At 66.6% G+C, this 3,413-nt stretch carries 2 protein-coding genes; both read right to left on the bottom strand.

Annotated features, from left to right (window positions below; translation table 11 throughout):
• Window positions 1-12: 12 nt before the first annotated feature.
• A complete protein-coding gene (locus HMPREF3167_RS07210; RefSeq protein WP_070446274.1) occupies window positions 13-1,812 on the bottom strand; it encodes a bifunctional metallophosphatase/5'-nucleotidase in 1,800 nt (599 codons plus the stop codon).
• A gap of 135 nt (window positions 1,813-1,947) precedes the next feature.
• A complete protein-coding gene (locus tag HMPREF3167_RS07205; protein WP_070446272.1) occupies window positions 1,948-3,366 on the bottom strand; it encodes an exonuclease domain-containing protein in 1,419 nt (472 codons plus the stop codon).
• Window positions 3,367-3,413: the final 47 nt, after the last annotated feature.

Below are 3,413 nucleotides of genomic sequence, written 5' to 3'. Positions count from 1 at the left end.
TTTGACGGCCGCCTAGCCCCGGCGCCGCCGCGCGGTTAGGGCGAGCGAGGCGCCGGCCGCCACGGCAAGCGCCGCGCCTACACCGAGCCCCACCACGTTCGCGCCCGTATTCTGGAGCCGGTTCGTGGTGCCGGGTTTTCCGCCGGGCGTCGTGGTGCCGGAGTTCGGCGCGGTCGACGGCTCCTTGCCGGGGCTGCCGTTCTCGCCGGGCGTGTCGCCCGGGGCGGGGGTCGGTGCCTCGTCCGGGGCGGGATCGGGGGTCTCGCCCGGATCCGGCGTCTCGCAGTTGCTGGTCGCGGCGAAGTGCGCCACGAGCGCATCGAAGTCAGACCCGGCGAACCCCGAATCCACCAGCACCTTCGCCGAACCGAACGCGGTGACGTTGTTTCCACCATTGACCACGTAGTTCGTCACGCCCAAGGTGAATACGTCCGAGTCACCGATGGGTGCCCCGTCGGCGAGCTTGAGATCGGCGATCTTGGTGCCGGGAGCGGCATCGGCGTCGTAGGAGAAGCTGGCCCCGGAAAGGATGGGGTAGCCGCCGCTGTTGCCAGCGGGGGAGGAGTCCGCGCCCTGCTCGAGAGCCTGGCGGAGCTGCGCGCCCGTGACCTGCACCTTCATGATCTTGTTGTCGTAAGGGAAGACCGCGAGGATGTCTTTCATGGCGAGTGGGCCGGCGGCGAGGTCGGCGCGCATGCCTCCCGCGTTGAGCCAGCCGATCTGGGCGCCCACGGCGTTGCGGAAGGCCTCCGCGGCGAGCGCGCCGAGCGGCTGTGGGCGGGAGTAGGCCTGGTCGGAGCAGGCGACTTCCTTTGCGAGCCGCTCCTCCAACTCCTGCATGTACTTCTGTTGGAGGGGCAGGAGCGCGGGATCCTCGGCCACCGTGCCGTTGACCTGCACCTCGGTGTGCGTGGCGCGCCACGTGCCGTCGTCGTTCTTGAAGAAATCGATCCGCGCGAGCGAGCCGTAGTTGCCCTCCGGCGCCACGGCGAAGCGGCCGTCGGGGAGCGCGGTGATGTCGTTGCCCTCTTGCGCGAAGGCGTTCTCCTCGCGGAGCACGACGTCGATCTGCGGCACCTCGGTCAGCAGGCGCGTGGCGTCCGCGGCTATGGGGAACTGGGCGAGGGCGACGACGACGTCCGCGCCCTCGAGCTTGGCGACAGCCGCCTTCGCGGCGGCAACGTAGTCGGCCTGCTGCACATCCTTGCCGGCCGAGGTCGTTTCCATGCCGAGGGTGAGGCCAATGTAGCCGACCTTGATGTCGCCGACCTGGCGGATAAGGGCCACGTTTGATTCGCCGTTGATTGGTGCGCCTGCAACCGACAGGTCCGAGGAGACCCACGGGAAGGTCGAGTTCGCGATGTTTGCGCGGAGGGTGTCGAGGCCGTAGTCGAAGTCGTGTTGGCCGAAGCCCGCGACGTCCACCCCGACCTGGTTAAACGCATCGACCATTGCGCTCCCGCGGAAGAGCGCGCCGAAGAGGGTGCCGCCGCCGAGGTCGCCGCCGAACGCCACGTCAACCGGAATGCCTAGCACCTTCTGCTCGGCCAACACCGTGGAGAGGCGGGCGATGCCGCCATGGAACTCGGGGCTATCCTTGGTGCCCTGCTTGACGGGCGCGATGTCGTGGCCGTCTTGGAAGAAGAGGATCGAAGCAGCGGGCCGAGCGGTAGGGTTAGTGTCTCCATCGAGCGCGGCCGCGGCTGGGAGGGCGGCCGGCACGGCGAGCGCGAGCGTGAGGATCGCGGCGGAGGCGAGAGCTGAAAAGCGCGAACGTAAACCGGTTCGTGTGCGGGAGAAATGAAGTTTCACTGCGAAACGTCCTCAAGATAAGGAGCGCCGGGAGCTACGCGGCACTCGCTGGTGTGATGTGCAGAACTATCGTAACGGGGCGGCAGGCGGCGCGGTAGGTCCTTTTGCTGGGCCGGCTCTCAGCCTGGCGGTGCGCTAAAGCCCGCCCTCGGTGAACCGGATCAGCTCGTCGGCGGCCGCCTCAGAAATTACTGGGATCCCGTAGTCGCGGGCCTTCTTGGCTTTGCCACTCATCGAGTTGATATCTCCCGCGATCAGCACTTTCGTCTTCTTCGCCAGGCCCGCCACCGCAATGTTGTGCGCCCCAAAGAGTGCTTCCCACTCGGAATGCGTGCGCAGCACCGGACCCGTCACAGTCACGCGATCGCCCGGGGCAAGCACGATGCACGAATCAAGCAGGCCGCTGCGAACCTCGCCCTCCGGTGCGGGTGCCGTCACAACAGTCGGCGAGCCGGGCGCCGTCGTCGTCGGCAAGCCCACCTCACGAACCTCGGGCGGGATGCCGAGGTACCTGCCCACGACCTCAATCGTCTCCCGCTCCTCCCGCGTGACCACGCCGTCCGCCCAGGCCGCCGCGACAAGAGACCGCAGGTAACGCTGGTGGAAGTCCGCCAACGCCACGCTCGACAGCTGGTATTGCGCCGCGAACTCGAGGAGCTGCCGCTCCTCGGCAGCCGACAGATCCCGATCGAGAAACACGTCATCAAGCAAGCGGAAGTACTGCGCCGCCAACGACTCGGCCGGGATGTCCCGCGCGCCCACCGCCTTGTTCACCCACGCCCCGCTACGCAATGCTTCCCGCGCCCGGGCGGCGTCGGCGCGCGTGACGTGCAGTGGATCCTCGGTCAGTTCGCCGTGGCAATAATCCGCGCAGGTGCTCGCGGCCGCCACCACCTTGCGCCACAAAGGATCCTTGCTGGCCGACGTCTCGCGAAGGAAGTATTCGAGTACCTGCGCGGTGGCGATCGCGTCGGCGAGCGCGCTATGCGCCTGGCTGTTGTGGATCCCGAGGGCGAGGGTGACGTCGCTTAGCTTGGCTGTCCTGCCGACCTTATACTGCTTGGCCAGCGTCATCGTGCACAGGTAGGGGATGGACTTACCGCGGAAGTTCCCGCTTGCCGTGAGCTCGCCGTGAGCAAAGCGCGCATCGAAGCTGGCGTTGTGCGCCACGAAGACGCTTCCGTCCAAGATAGCAGCGAAGTGTTCGGCGATGTCGCCAAATACGGGTGCAGCCACCACGTCAGACGCGCTGATCCCGTGGATCTCCGTGGCGCCCACGTGCCGCATGGGGTTAATGAGCGTCTCGAAGGTGCCGACGATGCGCCCGTCGGGGTCGAGCTTCACGACGCCGACTTCAAGCACCCGGTCCCCGTGGTCGAATGAGAAACCCGTCGTCTCAAAATCGAGGACGACATACCCACCGGGCGTATACAGATCAGGATTACTCAGGCTCATAGGGCCATCGTAGTGCGGGGTTGCCCGCCCATCCACGAAGTTGGTGTTGATGCGCAGGTTGAGCCTGAACTGGACACCTGAGGGTAGTAGTTTCTTCATCGGTGGGAGAGCAGTGTTCTGACCTGGAGTTTTATCTTCCGCCCGGG

This window comes from Trueperella sp. HMSC08B05, assembly GCF_001808405.1.
Lineage (GTDB): Bacteria > Actinomycetota > Actinomycetes > Actinomycetales > Actinomycetaceae > Trueperella > Trueperella bernardiae.
Note: the sequence above shows the minus strand (reverse complement) of the source record. Positions and strands in the feature narration are given on the sequence as shown.

What these genes read in the sequence shown, in the direction of transcription:
- HMPREF3167_RS07205 (WP_070446272.1), bottom strand. Translation starts at nt 3,366, where the DNA reads ATGAAGAAACTACTACCCTCAGGTGTCCAGTTCAGGCTCAACCTGCGC.